Source organism: Corallococcus sp. AB049A (assembly GCF_003668885.1).
Classification (GTDB): Bacteria; Myxococcota; Myxococcia; order Myxococcales; family Myxococcaceae; genus Corallococcus; species Corallococcus interemptor.
Map to the genome: position 1 here is coordinate 1 of NZ_RAWL01001402.1, position 395 is coordinate 395.

Genomic DNA, 395 nt, shown 5'->3' on the forward strand with positions numbered 1-395 from the left:
GTTCAGCTCCTCCTTGATCCGCTGGGCGAGCGCCGGCGTCAGCCGACTCGCCGTCTGCCCGGGCTCGCTCCGGCGATCGTACGCCGTCGGCGGGAACGTGTCGTACACCGACAAGCTCGTCGCGAACGACAGCTTCTTCGGCGGCGCCGTCACCGCCCGGTGTGCCAGCGGCGGGGCGACCGCCGCGGACGCGAACTGCGACAGCGCGGGCGCAGAGCTGTTCGGCAGGTTGTATAGCCCCTTGTCTGGCGTCGGAGGTGCGGGGTCCGTAGTGGCGCCGGGGAGCTGGTGCTTGCCGTTCGCCGACACGGGTGAGGAGCCGATCGGCGAGCTCGAGCCGCCCTCGAACGTGAACGCAGGCAGGAACGGCACGCTCTCCAATCCCAAACTCGCAC

1 protein-coding gene is annotated in these 395 nt (G+C 70.4%); it reads right to left on the reverse strand.

All coding sequences use genetic code 11. The features are described from left to right. On the reverse strand, positions 1 to 372 hold a 372-nt coding region (locus tag D7X55_RS42350), incomplete at its 3' end, for a hypothetical protein (protein ID WP_147470556.1). Positions 373 to 395 lie beyond the last annotated feature (23 nt).